At 62.6% G+C, this 14,449-nt stretch carries 16 protein-coding genes; 7 read left to right on the forward strand and 9 right to left on the reverse strand.

What is annotated here, in order from left to right; translation table 11 throughout:
* Positions 1-2: 2 nt before the first annotated feature.
* Positions 3-386 (reverse strand): hypothetical protein, encoded by a 384-nt coding sequence (locus tag AAF358_20005; GenBank protein ID MEM7707847.1) that lies wholly within the window; start codon positions 384-386, stop codon positions 3-5.
* A 134-nt stretch (positions 387-520) separates the two neighbouring features.
* Here AAF358_20005 and AAF358_20010 point away from each other — a divergent pair, with 134 nt between their 5' ends.
* Both AAF358_20010 and AAF358_20015 read left to right on the forward strand, forming a co-directional pair.
* A complete protein-coding gene (locus AAF358_20010) occupies positions 521-2,041 on the forward strand; it encodes a PQQ-dependent sugar dehydrogenase (protein ID MEM7707848.1) in 1,521 nt (506 codons plus the stop codon).
* A gap of 89 nt (positions 2,042-2,130) precedes the next feature.
* A complete protein-coding gene (locus AAF358_20015; protein MEM7707849.1) occupies positions 2,131-4,287 on the forward strand; it encodes a pilin in 2,157 nt (718 codons plus the stop codon).
* A gap of 27 nt (positions 4,288-4,314) precedes the next feature.
* Here the strand turns inward: AAF358_20015 and AAF358_20020 are convergent, their stop codons facing one another.
* The 4 genes from AAF358_20020 to AAF358_20035 all read right to left on the reverse strand — a co-directional run bounded on the left by AAF358_20020 (position 4,315) and on the right by AAF358_20035 (position 6,649).
* The gene (locus tag AAF358_20020) at positions 4,315-4,674 is read right to left on the reverse strand and encodes an energy transducer TonB (GenBank protein ID MEM7707850.1); all 360 of its coding nucleotides are present in this window, start codon (positions 4,672-4,674) and stop codon (positions 4,315-4,317) included.
* A complete protein-coding gene (locus tag AAF358_20025; GenBank protein ID MEM7707851.1) occupies positions 4,664-5,182 on the reverse strand; it encodes a tetratricopeptide repeat protein in 519 nt (172 codons plus the stop codon). Before AAF358_20025 ends, AAF358_20020 begins: the two co-directional genes overlap by 11 nt.
* A gap of 64 nt (positions 5,183-5,246) precedes the next feature.
* A complete protein-coding gene (locus tag AAF358_20030; GenBank protein MEM7707852.1) occupies positions 5,247-5,774 on the reverse strand; it encodes a hypothetical protein in 528 nt (175 codons plus the stop codon).
* 191 nt (positions 5,775-5,965) lie between these two features.
* Entirely contained in the window at positions 5,966-6,649 is a 684-nt protein-coding gene (locus AAF358_20035; GenBank protein MEM7707853.1) for a hypothetical protein, read from the reverse strand.
* 124 nt (positions 6,650-6,773) lie between these two features.
* Between AAF358_20035 and AAF358_20040 the strand changes: the two genes are divergently transcribed.
* The 4 genes from AAF358_20040 (at position 6,774) to AAF358_20055 (ending at position 10,058) form a co-directional block, all read left to right on the forward strand.
* Entirely contained in the window at positions 6,774-7,400 is a 627-nt protein-coding gene (locus AAF358_20040) for an alpha-ketoglutarate-dependent dioxygenase AlkB (protein MEM7707854.1), read from the forward strand.
* Between the two features lie 125 nt (positions 7,401-7,525).
* Positions 7,526-8,338, forward strand: a complete 813-nt coding sequence (locus tag AAF358_20045; protein MEM7707855.1) for a 5-bromo-4-chloroindolyl phosphate hydrolysis family protein — start codon at positions 7,526-7,528, stop codon at positions 8,336-8,338.
* Positions 8,331-9,332 carry a toxic anion resistance protein gene (locus AAF358_20050; GenBank protein MEM7707856.1) on the forward strand — a complete coding sequence of 334 codons (1,002 nt, stop codon included), beginning with the start codon at positions 8,331-8,333 and terminating at the stop codon, positions 9,330-9,332. The genes AAF358_20045 and AAF358_20050 overlap by 8 nt, the downstream gene beginning before the upstream one ends.
* Before the next feature lie 78 nt (positions 9,333-9,410).
* Complete coding sequence (locus AAF358_20055; GenBank protein ID MEM7707857.1) at positions 9,411-10,058, forward strand: DUF6498-containing protein; 648 nt, start codon at positions 9,411-9,413, stop codon at positions 10,056-10,058.
* Here AAF358_20055 and AAF358_20060 read toward each other — a convergent pair.
* Both AAF358_20060 and yidD read right to left on the reverse strand, forming a co-directional pair.
* A complete protein-coding gene (locus AAF358_20060; GenBank protein ID MEM7707858.1) occupies positions 10,045-11,379 on the reverse strand; it encodes a dihydroorotase in 1,335 nt (444 codons plus the stop codon). The genes AAF358_20055 and AAF358_20060 overlap by 14 nt on opposite strands.
* On the reverse strand, positions 11,372-11,620 hold the full coding sequence (gene yidD, locus AAF358_20065; GenBank protein ID MEM7707859.1) for a membrane protein insertion efficiency factor YidD: 249 nt from the start codon (positions 11,618-11,620) through the stop codon (positions 11,372-11,374). The genes AAF358_20060 and yidD overlap by 8 nt, the downstream gene beginning before the upstream one ends.
* A gap of 244 nt (positions 11,621-11,864) precedes the next feature.
* On the opposite strand from yidD, the gene dksA reads away from it, so the two are divergent.
* On the forward strand, positions 11,865-12,317 hold the full coding sequence (dksA, locus tag AAF358_20070; GenBank protein MEM7707860.1) for an RNA polymerase-binding protein DksA: 453 nt from the start codon (positions 11,865-11,867) through the stop codon (positions 12,315-12,317).
* A 104-nt stretch (positions 12,318-12,421) separates the two neighbouring features.
* On the opposite strand, the gene AAF358_20075 is transcribed toward dksA, so the two are convergent.
* Positions 12,422-12,865: a SufE family protein gene (locus tag AAF358_20075; protein MEM7707861.1), complete on the reverse strand. Its 444-nt coding sequence runs from the start codon at positions 12,863-12,865 to the stop codon at positions 12,422-12,424.
* On the reverse strand, positions 12,847-14,217 hold the full coding sequence (gene cysS / locus AAF358_20080; protein ID MEM7707862.1) for a cysteine--tRNA ligase: 1,371 nt from the start codon (positions 14,215-14,217) through the stop codon (positions 12,847-12,849). Before cysS ends, AAF358_20075 begins: the two co-directional genes overlap by 19 nt.
* Positions 14,218-14,449 lie beyond the last annotated feature (232 nt).

Here is a 14,449-nt window from a genome sequence, read left to right on the forward strand (position 1 = left end):
GCTCAGCCGACGATCTCGCTGGACTTCAGCTGAACGCTGGCTTCGGTCTGATCGGCTGCAAAGCCTGACTGCTTCGCGGGACGGGGCGGCAGACGGGTCAGGGTGAGAGCGCCTGTCCCGGGTGCCGCTTCGCCAGGCAGCGCGCTGCGCGCCTGCTTGAGGGCGCTGTAGGCACTGGGCCTAGGCTTGTAGTCCGCCCCAAAGGCGGATTCGGTCGCCAGCTTCGGCAGCAGCACTGCCGCCACAAGGGCCGCTGCGGCGGCGCCGGCAAAGAGCAGGGGCGGGCGCGCAAAGCGTCGTCGGGGCTCGGGCCACGCAGGCGTTGGCCCGGCATACCGCTGCTGCTGGAGGACGTCGATGGCTTGGCGAAGTTCGGGTGCGTTCATGGCGGTTTCTCGGGTTTGCGCTAAGTTAATGCATATGGCCGGGTTTTGGTTGACGTCGATTCAATAAATTCGGGCATTGCCACGCCGCGACCGACCTACGATACTTACGGTAGAGAAACCAGAGGAATAAACCGATGCGTTGGATCATCTTTTTGCTGGGGTTGGGGCTCGCCGGCCAGACCGGGGCCCAAATTGACCTGCGTCTGACGGAGGTGGTTCAGCTCAGTAACGTGGTCGATATCCGGCACGCCGGGGACAACAGTCAGCGGGTCTTCCTGGTCGACAAACGCGGCGAGATTCGCATTTTGCAGGACGGCACGCTGCTGGAAACCCCGTTCCTGGATATCGACGCCCGGGTCGGGGTCACGTTTAACGAGCAGGGTTTGTTGAGTCTGGCCTTTGCACCCGACTACGCCAGCTCCGGTCTTTTTTATGCCTACTACACCGATAACTTGGGCAGCACGGTCCTGTCGCGGTTCCAGGTGACGGCCGATCCCAATATAGCTGACCCGGCTTCGGAAGAGATCCTGCTGACCATGATCCAGCCCGATGTCAACCACAATGGTGGCCGACTGGCGTTTGGGCCCGACGGCTTGCTCTACCTGAGCGTGGGTGACGGCGGTGGCGCCAATGATCAATACAACAACGGCCAGGATCGCGGCACGCTGCTGGGGACAATTCTCCGGCTGGACGTGAGCCAACCGGGGCCGTACCAGATTCCAGCTGGCAACCCGTTTCTCAACGATGCTGAGGGCCGAAACGAAATCTGGGCGTACGGCCTGCGCAACCCGTGGCGGATCACCTTCGATGACGCGAACGGTGATCTTTATATCGCTGACGTGGGCCAGAACGCGATTGAAGAAATCAACGTTCAGTTGGCGGCTTCCGCCGGCGGCGAGAACTATGGATGGCCGCTGTTTGAAGGCGGCAGCGGGGGTGACCCAAGCCTGACCTTTCCCGTTTTTGACTACGAGCACGGCGACGGCGAGTGCTCGGTGACCGGCGGTGAGGTCTACCGAGGCGCTGACTACCCGGCACTGCAGGGCCGGTACGTTTACGGCGACTTCTGCAGCGGCCGGATCTGGTCGCTGCAGCAGGTGAACGGACAGTGGGAAAACGAGCTGCTGCTGGACTCGGGCACCATCGGCAACATCCTGACGTTTGGCCAGGACCAGCGGGGCAATATCTACGTTTCGGCGTCGCGGGATCTGCGCGGCCGGATCTTTCTATTGAGCGATGGCGATGTGGTGGAAGGCTCGGGCCTGGCCTGGGACGGCAGCCTGTCGGGCACCTACACCGTAGAGGGTCTGAACGATCAGGGGTTTTTTGTCACCGTTGGGAACAACGCCTCGGGAAGCTTTCTGTTTATCGCCTGGTTCACGTTTGACGAGGCCGGCGAGCCCCTTTGGCTGGTCGGGGTGAGCTTCTTTGACGCCGGGCAGACAGAAGTCACGCTGAATATGGAGCGGGTCTCAGGGCTCCCGTTTCTCGACTTCTCCGACAACTCTGGAGACCGTGAATCGTATGGCGACATGATTTTCCGTGCCCCGCAGTGCGGTGAGCTGCAGGCGGACTATGACTTCGGCAGCCGCGGCAGCGGCACACTCGACCTGAGTCTTTTGACCAACATCGAAGGTCGCGACTGCGGCGGCTGATCGTTTCGCGGGAACGTTCCGACGCCGGGCGATGCCCGATCGGAGCGCTGCGGGTATCATGGGGCGGAGCAACCAGGAAGGAACGCCTCATGAGACGGTCATTGGCTTTGGCGGCGGCGGCGCTCGCCGCCGCGGCGCTTTGCGGCTGTAATACCTCTACTGAACCCGAGGGTGGATCTGCGCTAACCGGACCGCCGGAACGTCGAGCGCTAACCGACGTCCCCCATGTAGCTTGGCTGAGCCGCGAATTGCCGCCGGAGACGATCGGTTATTTTCGCGTGCCGTTGCTGTGGGATGGACTTTCCCAGCCCGGCGGGGACGCGATGAATAACGTCAAGGCCAGCGCCGCGCATCAGGCGCAGCTGGCAAAGATCCGCCAGGGCCTGACCGACAACATCTGGAGCCAGCTGCCGCCCGTCGCCGCCGCGCCGCTAAAGCTGTTGTTTGACGCCATCGACTCGCCGCTGGAAGTGGCCGCGACGTTGCCGCCTGACGGATCGCTGGTACCCAACTTCCTGATCGGGGCGAGCCTCAGGCTGTCGGGCGATCAGACATTCCCTGAACTGCTGGAGGATCTGCTTTCCCTTCACCCTCAGCTCCGGCGTCTTTCGCCGGAAGACGAGCAGGGGGTCTCTACCATCCTCGCCGGTCCGCTGCCCGTATACGTCCATTATGCTGCGGACAACAAGCGACTCCGGATGTTCACCGGCGCATCCGCCACCGCCCAGTATTTCCGCGAACGCCTGGCAGCTGAGCCAACCGACAACCCGGTTCATGCGTGGGAACAGCCTCGGGACCAAAGCGGGCGGGGACTTTCCATGTGGGTCGACATCGCGCGGCTGTGGCCGCAGGTCAGCCCGATGGTGCCCGCCGAGGAACGCCAGCGGCTGGACGCACTGGGAATCAGCGCCATGGAGGCTCTCCACCTGGCCAGCGTGGCTCGAGACGGCCACGGACAGCTGCTGCTTGAGCTCAAGATGCCCGAGGTGGGTTTCCGGAAGCTCTTGCCGCGTCCTTCGGCTGCCGTGGGGCTCAAGTCTGCAGGACCGCCAGATCTGATGGTGCGCATTGCGCTGCCCACGGCAGAGGACCTCGCCGCGGGTATGGCGCTGTTCCGCACTCAGCTGCCCGACCCCACGGAATTTGCTGACGCGATGGCGCAGGTGAACGAAGGCTTGTCGCTGATTCTGGGCGCAGATCCCAGCCTGCTCCTGCAGGCGCTTGGGCCGCAGTATGTCTACATGAGCGACCAGTCGGGCGTCTGGGGCGGCTACCAGGTCCGGGATCAAGGGGCGATGGACGAGCTGCTGGAAGCCCTGCAGACCTCCTCCGGCAACCGAATCGAGCGCCGCACGACCGGCGGCGAAACGGTTTCCTATCTGAAACTCCCGACCTCATTTCCCTTCGATGAGGAGCTGGCCGCGGAGGACGTGCCGCCGCCGGTCAAGCTGGCGCTGGAGGTCACCGACCGCATTTCGGCCCATCTTTTCTGGCAGGACGAGGACGACTACATGGTCGCAGCCTCGGTGCCGCAGGTGCTGATGTCTCGCAGCTCGCTGGGGGCCGCGTACGACGTGGACCGCTGGCTCACAGAGTCGGTGGGTGTCGACCCGGAGAAGTCCGTTTTGCTGCTGGCTAAACGCAATGCCTACGGTGCGCGCGATGCGTACCATTTCTATCTCGAGCTGCTGATGGTACTCGCCGATCTGGCCAACGTGTCGATCGATCCGTTTGAGCTGCCGACCTGGCAGGACGCGGGTCCGGGTGATCCGGGCGGCATAGCGCTGGGGTTGGACTCAAGCCCCGAGAGCCTGGCATTGCACCTGACCTACCAGGCCTCGCCGCTCGAGGTGCTGGGCGGGGGCAACGCCATGGTGGTTGCGGCCGGTCTTGGGATTGTGAGCGCCGTGGCAATCCCGGCGTATCAGGACTACCAGGTGCGCGCCCAGGTTTCTGCCGCCATGCTTTCGGTCGGTTCGCAGCAGCTTGCCGTTGAGATGCACTACCTCGAGGAAAGGCGCTTCCCCGATAGCCTCGACGACCAGCCTCAACTTGCCGGCGCGGAGGTCGACTACAACGCGGAGACTGGTGCGTTGATCATTGAATTTGGCGAAGGGGCTCCCGGGCCGCTGGCTTTCGGTTCGCTGGAGTTTCTGCCTAGCGTGGACGCCGACGGTATGGTCACCTGGAGCTGCTTTAGCGCCACGCTGCCGGACAAGGTGCTGCCCGCCAGCTGTCGGGAGTAGGAGCTGGCTAGTGAGCCAGACGGTTCACTAGCGCTGCTCAAGGCTGAAGCGAAACGTGCGGCAATAGTTGGCCGCCACCGAATCATTGCCGCGGCGGGCCGGCTTAAACGACGCCTTGCGGACGGCTTTGAGGGTGGGTTTGCTGAACAGGTCGTTAGACGACTGCACCACCTGTGGGTTTCTGACCTTGCCGCGTTTGTCGACGGTAAAGCAGGCGACGGTTCGACCGCTCAGTTCGCGGCGAATGGCGTTGCGGGGATAGTCGGGAGTGGGCACCCGCACGGGTACCGGCGGGACGTCGAGCGGCAGTTCATCAGCACCGTTGACTGGCGGCTGGTCTTCGACCAGCGTCGCTGACGCCAGCACCAGCAGCAGCTCAGGGATCATCGGAGATCGTTACCGTCGGCCGGTAGCGCTCCAGCCGAGCAGCGTCCAGCACGCGCAGCAGCGTCTGAGAATTGGGCCGAATCTTGAGGCCTGCCTCAACCGCTGCCTCGGCCTCCTCGAGCCGACCGAGATTCAGCAGCACGTTGGCCCGGTTGCTGTGGGCCCGCCACTGGTTGGGTTTTAGCTCCAGCGCGAGGTCACATTGCTCCAGCGCCAGATCAAAATGCTCTAGCTTGATGTGGCCGGCGCACAGGTTGGAGTATGCAGCGGAGCGCTCGCTGTCGGATCTGGCCATGCGAAGCCCAATTTCTGTGAGGCGCACGCCCTCGGCATAGTCTCCAGCGAGCAGCGCCATCGAGCCATCAGCAAGGAAGGTGTTGTCGGGTCCAATCACGGTGCGGCTGCCGCTGACCCCGGTGCTGCCCACGCCCGCAGTTGCCCTTGCGGTGTCAGGGGCACCGCCCGGCGCCGCCAGGGCGGCAGCAATGAGCGTCACAAACAGCATCATCCACGAGTATAGCAGGCGGGTGCGGTTCGCCGTTTCGGGTTTTCCGACGAAAGCGCGACTGAACCTAAGGTGCAGCGGATTCCGGATACGCCGTTGCGGCCGGGGAGAAGTCAGGCCGCCGGCGCAGTCGATCCGCCGTCATCCATAGGGTAGCAATCAGACCCCAACCCAGCCCGATGACGACTCCAGCGTCGGCAATCCCCCGCCAGGGTTGCGGCACCAGCTTCAGCAGCAGCACCAGGCACACGATCATAACCGTGAGCAGCCAGGCCGTGATCACAACTCGCCGCGGTGCCGCAAAAAAGCCCATCGCGTAAAACGGCGCGAGTAGACATTGCGTCAGCGTCCCGGCTCGGCGAAGAGCCAGCACGCGGTCGGCGAAGCGCGGGGAGAACTTCAGCTGAAAACCCCGATAGCCCTCCGTGTAGGCCATAAACAGGGCACCAGCGGACAGGACCAGCCAGTGATGCCACGTAAACGTGTAGGTAAAGCCCTCGAGGGTACGCGCCGTAAGCCTCAGCAGCGCAACGCCAAGCAGTAAAGAAAAGCCTGTGATGGCCCAGGCGACAGCCAGGCGTCTCAACAGCGTCATGGAATAGCGGATCCCGGAACAGCCGAATCGTTAGCAGGACCCGCATCTTGTCAGGGACGCGCGTCCGGCTCAAGCATCGTCAAGCATTTGGGGCGCTGGCGCCGGAGTTGGGCGGTGTAAGGACGCAACCTGCCCAGAAACGCGCAGGCCGGCGAAGTTCGCCGGCCTGCTGTGCGGGGACTGGTGGCCCCTTATCTCATGTCTCCGCGCTGGACCTCTTCGCCGAAGATCTCGCCGACGGTTGCGCTCGGGTGCACCGTGAGCTTCACCGGCTTCTCAAAATAGAGATCGCCGTGGATGACGGTGTTGGCACCGATGACAATTTGATTTGGCTTGGACTTTTTGCGATTCCAGCCCCAGCCTTTGGACTTGGTCACCCTCAGGTCGCCGAGCACTTCGGTGTTGACCAGCTCGAGGTCGCCGTTATAGGTTTCCACGCTGCCCTGAACCGTGGTGCCCGTCATGTCGATGCCGCCGTTGACGGTTTTCACGTCCTCGCCGATGGTCACCCCCTGGTTAGTGCGGATCCGTCCGTTGACGCTCTCAACGCTCTGGGAAACGATTACGTCCGATTCGAGGTCGATCGAACCATTCACCACCTCAATGGCGTTGACGCTGGCGCCGCTGCGCAGCTTGACCGACCCGTTGACTGACTCGATGTTTTTAACCAGCGCACCACTGCCGACACGGATAGCGCCATTGACCGAATCGATGTCGCCGATTTCGGCGTCGCGCCCGATCTGGACGCTCTTGTTGACCGAGTTATAGTCAGAGTTCGGCGCCGACACGCCGTCTTCGACCTTGATGTTGGCGCCGAACGCTGAGGTGCAGCTCAACAGAATGGATGCGGTAAGAATTAGGCCGGTGCGTTTCATGATGTCTCCCTTGGACTCGCTTTTTGGAGCAGCGCTATGGCTGCTGTTGCTGGGGGGTTGGACGATCAGGCGGGCAAAAGGGTTTAATTTGTCTTCCAGCCGCTGCTCTTAAGATCTCAGAATCGTGGTTTCGTTGACCGCACCTCGCTTTGAATGTATCGAACTCGCCGGCGCCAGCCTCCGCTGGGCGCCCCAGGCTGTCGATCCCGAGCAGGCCGATCGATGGCTGGCTGAGCTGACAACGGAGATCTCCTGGCGTGGCGAGACGCTCAAGATGTACGGGCGGGAGGTGCCGGTACCACGCCTCATCGCCTGGTACGGCGACCCTGGCACCGACTACCGCTACTCCGGCGTCAATCACGCGCCGCAGCCCTGGAGCCCCACGCTGGCGTCGCTTCGGCGCTGGCTCGCCAGCGCCTGTGGCCATCCGTTTAACTCGGTTCTGGCCAACCTCTATCGCGATGGACAGGACGCGATGGGGTGGCACGCGGACAACGAGCGGGAGCTCGGACGGCAGCCGGTGATTGCGTCGCTTAGCCTGGGTGCGACCCGACGAATGCGCTTTCGGCGGGTCGACCGGTCGCACCAGAGTTTTCACCTGGATCTGACCCACGGGAGTCTGCTGGTGATGCAAGGCCAAACGCAGGAACACTGGCAGCACGCAATCACCCGAACCCAGCGGACCGTGGCACCCCGAATGAATCTGACGTTTCGCCAGATCTCCCCGGCGGATGGCCCTCGCCCAGGCTGATCGACACGCGCCGGCAGGAGGCGGGCACGGTACAATGACAAGCATGACTACCTTCCTGCGAAAATTTGTCGGCGTCATGCTGCTGCTGTGGACCGTCGGCTACACCTCAATCCTGGCGTTGTGACATGAACAAGCCTCCCGTTGCGCCGCTGCCGCCACGCACGCCGCAGGCCCTCATGCTATTTGTGCTGCCGCTGCCGCTGCTGGCCGTTGTGCTCGCCGCGGTGGTGAGCGGGGACCTGCTGCGCCTGGCGAGTAGCGCCGGATGCCTGGCCATTTTCATGACCGCTGCGGTGCTGATGCGCAAAGGGATGCTGGAGGAGATGGCTTTTGCCCAGCGTCGGCATGTAATAAAAGCGCCGGCGCCGTTGAAGCTGCTGAGTTCACTCCTCGTGGGTGGGGCGACCACCCTCAGCGCGCTGACCCTGTCTGCGAACGGATTGTTTGACGCGGTGGCTTTTGGGCTGGGTGCGCTGAGCGGGTCCCTCCTGCTCTACGGACTGGACCCGAGGCCTTCTCGGTCAGCACAGCTCGATGCCGCCGGTGCCCAGGTGCTTGCGTTGGCCGAGCAAAAGATCCTGGCGATTGAGCAGGCGAACAGCGAGATTCAGTGCGCTGAGCTGACGCAGCGGCTCGATCGCATCACCGATAAGGCGCGCGGCGTGCTGGATGTGCTGGAAAAACAGCCGGCGCAGCTCGGCAGCGCCCGCCGGTTTCTGAGCAATTACCTTGAGGGCGCTGAGCGGGTTGCCCGGGGCTTTGCCCGGACGCACCCGCAGGCGGGCGATCAGGCGCTGGAAGAGAAGTTTCGCAGCGTCCTGGAGACCATTGAAGGCGCGTTTGATCAGCAGCGCGAGCGCCTCCTGGAGGACGAGATGATGGATCTGGATGTGCAGATCGAAGTCCTGAAGACCCAGATCGAGCGAGAGGGTGTCTGACAGCAGCCGGACCCTGAAGCCCGAGCAGTCAGGTGCGGTGTCTTCGCCGGCTGCCGCGGTACCGCAGGCGGATCTGGCGAACGTCCCTCTGGATGCGCAGACTCGGGACAAGCTCCTCGCTGAGCTGGACCTGACCGATTCCCAGTCGATCATTTTCTTTGGCGTGAAGGCACAGCGCCTGCTTTCCCGGGTCACCCGACGCATGATGAAACTCGCGTCCGCCGGTGGGCCGAGCAAAGCGAGCCAGGACCTGGACGACATGCTCGCCGTCATCCGTCAGTTTCAGCCCGACACGGGCAGCAGCTGGCTCGGCCGTCTACTGGGTTCACGGCGCCGGCGATTGCTGCGCGATGTCGCTGAGGTGGTCAATCGTATCGACGCGGCCGCTGCGACCCTAGAGCGCCGCAAAACCGAGCTGCTCACCGAAGTGGTGGCCATGGATCGCCTGCTCGAGCAGTGCCGTGAGGCGTTAACCCAGGTCGCCCGCTACGAAAAGGCGGGTCGCTACAAGCTGGCCGGGCTCAAAGACCCCTCGAGCGACATCAGCGGCGCGAGGCTGGATGAGTTGCTCGGTCGCTGCGAGGATCTGAGCATCAGTCATGTGCTTGCGCAGCAGGCGCTCGCGACGCTGCTCACGGCACAGCATGCCAGCAAAGGTCTCCACAGCCGCGTCGGGGCGGTGCTCGATCAGACGGTGCCGGCCTGGCAGCTGCATATGAGCCACCTGCTGGCCCTGTGGCGCGGCGAGCAGATCAACGACGCCCTGGATGACGTGAAAGGCATGCACGGCGAACTGGACCAAATGAGTGAACAGCTAGCCGCCGCCCGTGCGGCGGTCCGCGGTGAGCTGGCCAGCGGTCGTCGAGATGCGGAGGCGCTCGCCGTCGCCAATCAGGCCTTGGCCGAGGCGGTCACCGAAAGCGCTGCGCTGGCCCAGTCCGCCAGCGAAGCCGTGAGCCACTTGGTTAGTGATCTCGGTTCGGCCAAGTCATGACGCTGGGCCGCCCGGAAGTTTCCCCTCGCCACGCGCCATGGCTGAGACCGCACGACCGACCATTCCGCCGGGACATCGGTGTCGGCTAGCCGGCTTCGCGTAACCCCGGTGCGCGCCTGGCCTGCCAGCGCGTGGCTGCTGGTGGTGGTCAATCTGATCCCCGTTTTGGGAGTGCTGCTGTTGGACTGGGAGGTGCTGACCGTCCTGGTGTTGTTCTGGCTGGAAAACGTCATGGTGGGCCTGGTGAACCTGATCCGCATGGGCTGGGTCTCAGCGCCGCTGGCGAAGAAGCTCCCTAATATGGGTTTTTTCTCGGTGCACTATGGCGGCTTTGCGCTTGGCCACGGCTTTGCGGTGACCCATTTCTTTGGCGATGGCTCAACCTTGGACCTGGCGCCGCAATCGCTGTGGACCTTTGTGCAGGATCAGGGCCTGGTGCTAGCGGCCCTGGCCATTGGCGTCAGTCACCTGGTGTCGTTTGCGCTGAACGATCTGGGCAGCAAACGCTTCAAAGCCGCAACGCTCTCTTCGGTGTTGCAGGAGGTCTATCGACGCGTCATCATCCTGCACGTGACCATTCTGGTGGGTGGGTTCCTGGTCACCGCGCTGGGATCCCCGGTATGGGCTCTGCTGGTGCTGGTCGCGCTGAAAACGTTCCTCGATCTCAACGGCCATCTGGGCCGTCTGGCCCGGGGCCAGGCGGCTGGAGAGTTTAGCGTTCGCTGAACTGGATGGGCTGAACGTCTCGCTGCTCGGTGAGCTGGCCTTGTTCGTAGGCGACGTAGCCATTGATCACGGTGGTGTCGACCGTCGCCCCGAGCGTCATTCCCTCGAAAGGTGACCAGCCACAGCGTGACAGCACCTGATCGCGGCTGACGGTGCGGCGGTTTTGTGTGTCCATGATGACGAGATCCGCCCAATAACCCTCGCGGATAAAGCCGCGGTCAATAATGTTGTAGCGCCGAGCGATGTTGTGGCTGGTGCGGTCGACCGCCATCTCCAGCGGCAGCTCGCCGCGCCGAACCAGTTCAAGCAGCGCGCACATGACGTCCTGGACCAGCGGCAGGCCGGCGGCGGCGCGCGGGTAGGGCACCTCTTTCTCCGCCAGCGTATGAGGCGCGTGATCCGTCGCGATGGCGTCGATACGCCCTTCAGCCACCGCCTTCAGCAGCGCCTGCCGATCCTCTGGGCGTTTGATTGCCGGGTTGCACTTGATGAAGTTTCCCTTGTCGGGGTAGCTGGTCTGATCAAAAAACAGGTGATGGACGCAGGCTTCGACCGTGATCTGCTTGTCCTCCACGGGGCCTGGCGCAAACAGCTCAAGCTCCCGTGCCGTGGTCAGGTGAAGCACGTGCAGCCGCGTACCGTGTTCTTTGGCGAGCCCAACGGCAAAAGACGAGCTTTTCCAGCAGGCCTCTTCGCTGCGTATTTCCGGGTGCGCGGTGACGGGAATGTCGTCACCATACTTTTCCTGCGCCGCGGCGTGGTTGGCGGCGATCATGGGGGAATCCTCGCAGTGGGTGGTGACAATACCCGGTGCGTGACGAAAGATGTCTTCAAGCGTCGCCGGGTTGTCCACCAGCATATTGCCCGTGGAGGCGCCCATAAAGACTTTGACGCCGGCCGCCTGCCCGAGCTTCAGGCGCTTGATCTCCTCAATGTTGTCGTTGGTTGCGCCCATATAGAAGGCGTAGTTCGCCCAGGCTTTCTGATTCCCCAGCGCATACTTCTCCGCCAGTCGCCCGGCGGAGGTCGTGGTCGGATTTGTATTGGGCATCTCCATAAAGCTGGTGATGCCGCCGGCCACCGCCGCCCGTGATTCGCTTTCTATGTCGCCCTTATGCGTCAACCCCGGCTCGCGAAAATGCACCTGGTCATCGATCATGCCGGGCAGTACCAGCTTGCCGCCGGCATCAATTTCCTTGCGGGCCGCAGCGTCAATACCCGCTGCCAGCTTCTCGATACGGCCTTTGTTGATCAATATGTCGGACTCCCAGCGCCGGCCTTCGTTGACCAACAGGGCGTTGCGGATCAGCAGGTCATTCATGATTGTCTCGATCAGCGGGTGCGTCACAGCAGTGATGCGGGGTCGGAACCGGGTCCAGACCGCCGCGGCTCAGCGGATGGCATCGCAGCAGGCGGCGGGCGCCCAGCAGCACGCCCCGACGGACGCCATAGAGGGCGATCGCCTCGCTGGCGTACTGCGAACAGCTCGGATGAAATCGGCACCGCGGCCCGAGCAGCGGACTGATAAAGCGTCGGTAACCTGCCAGCAGCCGGAGCAGCATCGTCTGCACCACATTTGTCGGTGACTGCGGTAGCGTTTGGCCTGGCTGGGGGTCCTGGGGAGGTGCCGCGTCGAATTCGCTCACCGGCGGTGGCCGCCGAGCAGGCGACTAGGGAGTTGCTGAAGCATCCGACTTACGATATAACATCGCCCCTGATCGCTCAAGGCAACGCAAAACAAGGGTGTTTTGCCATCGCCTTATCGCGACTTCATTCTTTGAATTTCAACGGGTTATACGAGTATTCATGAGTGCTAAGCCAAATGGACTGCCCGAGGGGTATAACCCCAAGGTGAAGCTTCCCAAGAACTACAAACCCACTGCCAAAGAAGAGTACATGTCCGACCGGCAGCAGGAGTATTTTCGCCAAAAGCTGCTGGTTTGGCGTCAGGAGCTCATCGACGAGTCTCAGCAGACGATCGATCACCTGCGGTCGGAGGTTCGAGATGTGGGTGACGAGGCGGAGCGTGCGACGCGCGAGACCGAAAACAGTCTGGAGCTGCGCACGCGCGATCGCTATCGCAAGCTGATCAGCAAGATCGAGCAGGCGCTGCGTCGGATCGATGACGGAAGCTATGGCTACTGCGAAGAGACCGACGAAGAAATTGGCATCCAGCGGCTTGAGGCGCGCCCGATAGCCACGCTGAGTCTGGATGCTCAAGAGCGCTGGGAGCTGCGGCAGCGCCAGCTCTCCAAATAACCTGCACCGGAGCCCTTCTCGGGGTCTGAGATCCGGTCATCGGGCAAACCGCTACGGCTGCCCACCCAACGCCGTTTGACGAGATGCAGGCGCGACCGCGCCGCTTAGCTTGCCGCCGCCGCCAGCGACGAACTTGCGTGCTGGCGGATCGTAGCCAGCATCGAGGCCAAGCCGTTGCTGCGGGTAGGTGAGAGGTGTGACTTGAGCCCGATGTCTTCCACGAACTGCGGCTGGTGCGCCAGGATCTCCGATGCCGGCTGGCCCGAGTAAACCCGAAGAACCAGCGCAATCAGGCCGCAGACGATGGCCGAGTCACTCACCGCGCGAAACGTCAGCTCGCCGGCATCCCCGTGAGCGGTCAGCCAGACCTGTGACTGACAGCCATAGAGCCGGTTTTCATCAACGCGCTGATCTTCGGGAAAGTCGGGGAGCTTTCGCCCGAGATCGATAATGTACTGATAACGATCCATCCAGTCGTCGAAGAAGCTGAATTCCTCGACGATTTCCTCCTGGATGTCGCTGATAGGTGTCACCGTTCTGCTCTCCATGTCGTTCCTTCGGCGCCGTCCTCGATTACAATGCCCGCCGCCTTCAGCTCGTCGCGGATAGCGTCAGCCCGCGCGAAATCCCGCTCGGCGCGTGCCTGCTGGCGTTGCGTGAGCAGCGCCTCGATCCGATCCGCGTCGAGGCTGACGGCTCCTTGTTTGAGCCAAGTATCGGGACTTGCGCCGAGTAGTCCCAGCAGCGCGCCGCTGGCCAGGATTACCCCCTTTAACTGCGCCCGATCGCTATCCGATTCAAGGCCGGCCACCTGGCTGACCAGCTGATTCAACGCCGCCAATGCCCGGGGCGTATTGAGATCATCCTCGAGTGCAGCTAGCACCTCGGGATCTGGGTCGCCGGGCGTCGCTGGAAGATGCTCGAGCGTCTTGAGCACGCGATACATCTTGTCGAGCCGATCGCGCTGCTGGGTGAGCACCTGCTCCGACCAGTCGAGCGGCTGACGATAATGGGCCGACAGCAGGGTCAGGCGCAGTAGCTCACCCGGGTAGTCGTCGAGCAGTTGGTGCACGGTTAGCACGTTGCCCTCGGACTTTGCCATTTTTTCTCGGTGCAGCGTCAGAAAGCCGTTGTGCATCCAGCAGCCCACGAAGGGGGCGCCGTTGGCGCAGCAGCTCTGAGCCATTTCGTTTTCGTGGTGGGGAAACACCAGGTCCACTCCGCCGCCATGAATATCGATGGTGGTGCCGAGGTGAGCCCGAATCATGGCTGAGCACTCGATATGCCAGCCGGGTCGCCCGCGGCCCCAGGGGCTGTCCCAGCCCGGCTGATTGCCCGTCGAGGGCTTCCACAACACAAAGTCTGCCGGCGATTGTTTATAGGGCGCTACGTCCACCCGCGCGCCCGCCAGCAGCTCCTTCACCGAGCGCTTGGACAGGCGGCCGTAGTTGGGATCGGTCGCCACAGAAAACAGTACGTGTCCTTCGGCCTCATAAGCATGGCCGTTTTCGATCAACGTGCTCACCATATCGATGATGGCGTCGATGTTTTCTGTGGCTCGCGGCGTCAGATCCGGCTCCAGGGCGCCGAGCGCCGCCATATCCTCGGTATACACGCGCTCGTACTTTTCGGTGATCACATCGATTGAGAGATTTTGCGCCTCGGCGGCGTCCATGATCTTGTCGTCGACGTCCGTGAAGTTGCGCGCGTAGATGACCTTTGGATAGCGCTGTCTAAGGAGGCGATAGAGCACGTCAAACACGACCACCGGTCGGGCGTTGCCGATATGCGCATAGTTGTAAACCGTGGGCCCACAGACGTACATCGTCACTCGGGCTGGATCCACGGGTTCAAAGAGGCGTTTCTCGCGCGACAGCGTGTTGTAAAGGACAAGGGCCATGAGGTGTAGCAGTTCCTGACGTTCAGCAAAGGGCGTGATGGTATCGCACTTGAAAGACCGAAACCCACCGTTTAGCGCGCTCAAGCGCCTATCCTGGGTTACACTGACCACCTGTAGAAATAAGCACTTGCGGTGGTTTCCAGCGCTTTTTGTCCAGGTTGTGTCTTTGGAAAAGGTGCTGTGTTTGAATCCCGGGCGCCGTGCAGGGTGCCGGAGTGTTGACGTGCCGGGC

It is taken from the genome of Pseudomonadota bacterium, assembly GCA_039033415.1.
Classification (GTDB): Bacteria; Pseudomonadota; Gammaproteobacteria; order Xanthomonadales; family SZUA-38; genus JANQOZ01.

Bases quoted from the DNA above. Each gene is read 5' to 3' on its own strand.
- AAF358_20005 (MEM7707847.1), bottom strand. From the start codon at position 386: ATGAACGCACCCGAACTTCGCCAAGCCATCGACGTCCTCCAGCAGCAG.
- AAF358_20010 (MEM7707848.1), top strand. From the start codon at position 521: ATGCGTTGGATCATCTTTTTGCTGGGGTTGGGGCTCGCCGGCCAGACC.
- AAF358_20015 (MEM7707849.1), top strand. From the start codon at position 2,131: ATGAGACGGTCATTGGCTTTGGCGGCGGCGGCGCTCGCCGCCGCGGCG.
- AAF358_20020 (MEM7707850.1), bottom strand. From the start codon at position 4,674: ATGATCCCTGAGCTGCTGCTGGTGCTGGCGTCAGCGACGCTGGTCGAA.
- AAF358_20025 (MEM7707851.1), bottom strand. From the start codon at position 5,182: ATGATGCTGTTTGTGACGCTCATTGCTGCCGCCCTGGCGGCGCCGGGC.
- AAF358_20030 (MEM7707852.1), bottom strand. From the start codon at position 5,774: ATGACGCTGTTGAGACGCCTGGCTGTCGCCTGGGCCATCACAGGCTTT.
- AAF358_20035 (MEM7707853.1), bottom strand. From the start codon at position 6,649: ATGAAACGCACCGGCCTAATTCTTACCGCATCCATTCTGTTGAGCTGC.
- AAF358_20045 (MEM7707855.1), top strand. From the start codon at position 7,526: ATGAACAAGCCTCCCGTTGCGCCGCTGCCGCCACGCACGCCGCAGGCC.
- AAF358_20060 (MEM7707858.1), bottom strand. From the start codon at position 11,379: ATGAATGACCTGCTGATCCGCAACGCCCTGTTGGTCAACGAAGGCCGG.
- yidD (MEM7707859.1), bottom strand. From the start codon at position 11,620: ATGCTGCTCCGGCTGCTGGCAGGTTACCGACGCTTTATCAGTCCGCTG.
- dksA (MEM7707860.1), top strand. From the start codon at position 11,865: ATGAGTGCTAAGCCAAATGGACTGCCCGAGGGGTATAACCCCAAGGTG.
- AAF358_20075 (MEM7707861.1), bottom strand. From the start codon at position 12,865: ATGGAGAGCAGAACGGTGACACCTATCAGCGACATCCAGGAGGAAATC.
- cysS (MEM7707862.1), bottom strand. From the start codon at position 14,217: ATGGCCCTTGTCCTTTACAACACGCTGTCGCGCGAGAAACGCCTCTTT.